The organism is Acinetobacter sp. V2, assembly GCF_001188385.1.
GTDB lineage: Bacteria > Pseudomonadota > Gammaproteobacteria > Pseudomonadales > Moraxellaceae > Acinetobacter > Acinetobacter oleivorans.
In genome coordinates this window covers 397,614-402,341 of sequence record NZ_JZFB01000003.1, presented here as the reverse complement: position 1 = coordinate 402,341, position 4,728 = coordinate 397,614, and the positions used below count along the sequence as shown (strand labels likewise).

Below are 4,728 nucleotides of genomic sequence, written 5' to 3'. Positions count from 1 at the left end.
CTTCGGGTTATGAGCCCGACGAGCTACCAGACTGCTCCACCCCGCAATTGGAAGTAAGCTTTATACGCTCATATATTTCATAAAGCAAACTTTATTTTTTAATCGGTTGTAATTATTAAGAATTATCTTTTTATTAATTTTTCATTTTAACCGTTTGGTCTAAATAACCCTATCTATTTCCAATTTTTAATTCTTTAAATTGTTGTATTTATTTTAAATAGAACCCGATATTCATAGACAGCAATTGCCTTGGTTGGATGGCTTTTATACTATCTAGGTTGGTCCTTTAATGTTTAGTTCGTATGTCTGAACCTCAGTTTTCCCTTAGTGAATATCTCGGCACAGTTCAGGAAGTCATACGTTTGGCTTTTGATGAGCCAGTCTGGGTAAAAGCAGAGATTCGAAATTTAAATATTAAAGGCGGCCATTACTATTTAGAGCTTGCAGAAAAAGATGCAGAGACTGATAAAGTCATTGCCAGTTGTAAAGCTACGATCTGGAAGTTCTCAGCCAGTAAAATTGTTTTAAAGTTTGAACGCGAAACTGGCATTGTGATTTCAAGCGATTTAAATGTGCTCATCAAAATTAGAGCACGTTTTGATCCTCAATATGGATTCTCGGTCAATATTGAAGAGATTGACTCAAGCTTTACCTTAGGCGAAATTGCTAAACGTTATCAGCAAATTATTGAACGCCTCACACAAGAAGGGTTAATTCACAAGAACAAACTCCTGCCTACTCCTTTTGACATTCAAAATGTTTTAGTCATTGCTCCTCAAAATGCTGCGGGCCTAGGTGACTTTAAAAAAGATGCCGATGCTCTAGAGAGAAATGGTGTTTGCCATTTTGTTTATCACACAGCTACTTTTCAAGGGAACACCGCTGCAACTAGCTTGATTGAATCTTTAGGTTCGGGTTTAAGACAATGGGCCAGTACATTTAAATTTCCACCAGACCTTATTGTAATTATTCGCGGTGGCGGATCTGTGAATGATTTGGCTTATTTAAATGATTATGAACTTGCAGCCCTGCTCTGCAAACGCACTGTACCGATTTGGGTTGGTATTGGTCATGAAAAAGACCGTACCATTCTTGATGAAATTGCCCATCGTTCATTCGACACGCCAAGTAAAGTGATTGCTGGCATCCGTAACCATATTGTTGAACGCGTACAAGAAGCTGTCGATAGTATGCAAACCATTAAGCTTCTTTCGCAGCATCAAATCACGACCTATCAAAGCAAGAATGATCAGCTACTTCATCAGATTAAATCTTCGGCCCAAGGTCAACTTAACTCGGCACATCGCCTACTTGACCAAATGAAAGAGCGTATTCAGTTTAGTTCACAGCAACAGGTTAAATTTTCATTAACTCAAATTGAATCATTAATGAAAGAAGTCCTTTTACAAAATCCGAAACAAGTTCAAGCCAAAGGCTATGCAATTGTCAGATCCGAAGGAAAAGCGATTCGGTCTATACATCAAATTTCAAGCCCTGCCATTGCGATTGAAATGCAAGATGGTGTGATTGAAGCCAACATTACACAGGTAATTCCAAATGAACAATGAAGAGTTAACGTTTAAAGACGGCCATGACATTTTGAAAAAAAATGCCGAACTACTTGAGTCTCAAGAAAGCCCAGATATTGATAATTTAATGAAGATTGTTGAAGAATCGATTACTGCTTATAAAGCGTGTAAATCACGTATAGAAGCTGTTCAACAAGCTTTAGATGAAACATTTAAAGAATAATTTGCAATAAAAAAAGCCCATTCCTACTTCTCATTGAAGGAATGGGCTTAGTGAAAACCACTTAGTCCTGAAATGCAAAAATGTGGATTAGGTCACATTTTTACAAAAGCATAGTCCCACAAGTATTGGGCATCTTCAACATTTTAATTGTGTCTATTACGTAGTTTGGCTTTATTTTCAGCACTTCTTAGCTAAAAGCTATTCCTCGCTGAATGCTCCAATCAATTGATAAATTTTACCGTCTTTAGGGTTTTCATAAAGCAAGTCCATGTTCGGTAAAATAATATCATCGTCAATTTCAATATGTTCAACGCTTTTATGAAGTTCAAGGGCGTGGTCATTCATAGGTCGAACTTTTGCCAAAGCGATCGTTTCTTGGTTAAACTGATCCTTAATAATTACTTTTAATCTTTTCATAAAAATCTCCTGAAAATTAAATTTTTTAATATAAATAACGAGTTAAGTTTAAAATGAGCTAATCGCTGAATAGCCGATTGGCATAGCAAAAAAAGTTAAAATAAATGCAGCCGTACGTTGTAAATTACGTTGGTTTAACCAAGTTACTTTGTTTGAAATTAATACGGTTCCAAAAGCAATCCATAAAAAAGCAATGGGTGTAATTAATGATAAAAAAACAGCAATATGAATAAAATATACGTGAAACACTTCCCATGCTGCATGTGGAAAAATAGCAGAAGCAAAGAGTAAAGCTTTAGGATTTAAAAGTGTCGCGACAAATAAAGCCTTAGGCGTAATCAGTGGATTGTCTAATTTGATGTCGTTTGTCGATGTTGTCCAAAGTTTAAATGCAAGGTAGAGAATAAAAGTTGCACTTATTAACTTTAATACAGGTGGAAGCCACGGAATAAAATGTGAAACGGACTCAAGTAAAATACCCCATGAAGTAATTGCAATGAGATAACCCATCACTTCAGCAGGAATAAGTTTAAGAGACTGCTTCACTCCTGCCTGTATTCCAGCAGAGGCTAACAATGTATTTGTTGGGCCTGGAGTCAACAAAATGGTGACCACAAGTCCAATGAACATAAATGACACCATAGGCAACGAACTCTTTAATTATGCTAGGCGAAATATGTCAAAAAGGTGCATCTATTGTCGACAAAATGGTTGTAACAAGAAATATTAAAACTTAATTATTTATTTTTAAAACAAATAATTAACTAAAACTGACCTTAAATTCACTTACGATTTCATCAATTTTAAATATGCAAAACCGATCACACAAACACGGAATAGTGAGCTATTCTTTCTTGCCTACAAGGAATGAACTTGAAAATTTATTACTCAAAAAAATAAGCTTTTTTTGAATATTCTTGAGCGTATATAACTCAGTAAATAACAGCTTTCCGCCTCACTTGAAATTTTAAAATTGAACAATATATAAACAACTAGAAATCGTGATTTTACTGAATATGATGTCTCAATCCCCATCAATTCATTGATTGTCGCTTTCATCAAATAAATCAAATGATGGAGGATGCATGATGAATGCTTATGTTCGCCCTCATCCCGATGGTTTTAAATCTTATTTAGGTAAAAATCAGAAAACCGGACTCTATGCTGTGCGGCTTGGTTGGACGGTTTATGAAACAAATGGCAATGGCTCTGTTCTATACATTGTCAAGAATGAAGATAAGATTCCATTGGATGTAGATAAGTTTAAAACTGACCGACCCAAAATTTATGCTGCTCTTCTTAATGAAGTTCAGTTTCAACGCAAGAAACAACTGGCGATTGATCTCCAGCAATCAAACATCCCTTCTTATGACCGTAAAGCCTACAAAAAACGTCGTGGTTTTATAGACTCTTAAACCTATCTATTTATAGTACGCATATAGAAAAAGCACCCTCGGGTGCTTTTTCTTTTAACGACCAGTTGTAATTAATACGAACATACTCAGTATTAATGTGCTTAATGATCGTTTGCAATGGATGTGGACTTCATGCTCAGCTCCGTGAGCGTATTGATTAACGTTTTCCATTTCGTGTCCTTCAAAGTTCACATTCCTAATTTGCCTAATATTCACACAATAAGAAATTAGCCAAAAGTATTATATGCAATTAAATTTAACACAATCCTTAAATTTAAATCCCCTATCAATTTCAAAAAATACGAGCATTTAAGCTAAAAGCTGGATGTAACATTCTACTACGAGGTTAATTATGTATTAGCGATTTGTAGCCCTTTCATCTCAAACAGCCATGCCTTAAAAATCATCTTCTAAAATAGAAAATATAACGATATTCCATTTTTTAATAATAGTCTTCGATAGGAGAACTCTTATGGAAATTCAACAAGAAACAAACTCAGCTTTATTTTGTGATACCTCTACCTCAGTTCAAGCCTGTATTGAATGTATGATCGCTTGTAAAACGTGCGCAGCTGCATGTTTGCAAGAAGAACATGTCCATATGATGCGAGAGTGTATTAAGCATTGCATGACATGTGTAGAAACCTGCCAACTGTGTACATCTTTAGAGTTAAGAAATTCTGAGCTTGCTGAACAAGCCATGCAATTGTGCGCCAATGCCTGTCAACTCTGTGCAGCAGAATGCAGTAAACATGAACATGAGCACTGTCAGATCTGTGCTAAAGCATGTTTAGCTTGTGCTCAAGCGTGTTTGGCCTATCGCGCCTAAATTTTTAAACATGTAAAGCCTACGCAATCTTTAGATCGTAGGCTTATTAAAATTTTATAAATAACAGAAAATTATATGTTTTTTATTTAAGTCGGGTTAATCGTCACTTTTTTATAGGCATAAAAAAAACCCGCATCTTGGGGAAGAATGCAGGCTCTTAGATCTCCCACAACGACCATGAGTCCATTATTAAACTTGAACTTTAAACCGTTAAGTAAATGTACCTATAAATAAATTAAATTGCAATACAGAATAGTCTGTATGTTTAAAAAATTTTATTATTTCTACATCTTTTTATTTGCTTAAGAACGAATG

6 protein-coding genes are annotated in these 4,728 nt (G+C 35.3%); 4 read left to right on the top strand and 2 right to left on the bottom strand.

What is annotated here, in order from left to right; translation table 11 throughout:
• Positions 1–302 precede the first annotated feature (302 nt).
• Both xseA and xseB read left to right on the top strand, forming a co-directional pair.
• A complete protein-coding gene (gene xseA, locus UC75_RS12710) occupies positions 303–1,568 on the top strand; it encodes an exodeoxyribonuclease VII large subunit (protein WP_049837809.1) in 1,266 nt (421 codons plus the stop codon).
• Entirely contained in the window at positions 1,558–1,752 is a 195-nt protein-coding gene (gene xseB / locus UC75_RS12705) for an exodeoxyribonuclease VII small subunit (RefSeq protein ID WP_004793582.1), read from the top strand. The genes xseA and xseB overlap by 11 nt, the downstream gene beginning before the upstream one ends.
• Before the next feature lie 198 nt (positions 1,753–1,950).
• Here the strand turns inward: xseB and UC75_RS12700 are convergent, their stop codons facing one another.
• Both UC75_RS12700 and UC75_RS12695 read right to left on the bottom strand, forming a co-directional pair.
• Entirely contained in the window at positions 1,951–2,169 is a 219-nt protein-coding gene (locus UC75_RS12700; protein ID WP_004793583.1) for a hypothetical protein, read from the bottom strand.
• 48 nt (positions 2,170–2,217) lie between these two features.
• Positions 2,218–2,811: a LysE family translocator gene (locus tag UC75_RS12695; protein WP_004793584.1), complete on the bottom strand. Its 594-nt coding sequence runs from the start codon at positions 2,809–2,811 to the stop codon at positions 2,218–2,220.
• A 443-nt stretch (positions 2,812–3,254) separates the two neighbouring features.
• Here UC75_RS12695 and UC75_RS12690 point away from each other — a divergent pair, with 443 nt between their 5' ends.
• Together UC75_RS12690 and UC75_RS12685 are read left to right on the top strand one after the other, a co-directional pair.
• Entirely contained in the window at positions 3,255–3,584 is a 330-nt protein-coding gene (locus tag UC75_RS12690; protein ID WP_004793585.1) for a hypothetical protein, read from the top strand.
• A 472-nt stretch (positions 3,585–4,056) separates the two neighbouring features.
• A complete protein-coding gene (locus tag UC75_RS12685; RefSeq protein WP_005303648.1) occupies positions 4,057–4,413 on the top strand; it encodes a four-helix bundle copper-binding protein in 357 nt (118 codons plus the stop codon).
• The last annotated feature ends 315 nt before the right edge of the window (positions 4,414–4,728 follow it).

Bases quoted from the DNA above. Each gene is read 5' to 3' on its own strand.
- xseB (WP_004793582.1), top strand. From the start codon at position 1,558: ATGAACAATGAAGAGTTAACGTTTAAAGACGGCCATGACATTTTGAAA.
- UC75_RS12690 (WP_004793585.1), top strand. From the start codon at position 3,255: ATGATGAATGCTTATGTTCGCCCTCATCCCGATGGTTTTAAATCTTAT.
- UC75_RS12695 (WP_004793584.1), bottom strand. From the start codon at position 2,811: ATGGTGTCATTTATGTTCATTGGACTTGTGGTCACCATTTTGTTGACT.
- xseA (WP_049837809.1), top strand. From the start codon at position 303: ATGTCTGAACCTCAGTTTTCCCTTAGTGAATATCTCGGCACAGTTCAG.
- UC75_RS12700 (WP_004793583.1), bottom strand. From the start codon at position 2,169: ATGAAAAGATTAAAAGTAATTATTAAGGATCAGTTTAACCAAGAAACG.
- UC75_RS12685 (WP_005303648.1), top strand. From the start codon at position 4,057: ATGGAAATTCAACAAGAAACAAACTCAGCTTTATTTTGTGATACCTCT.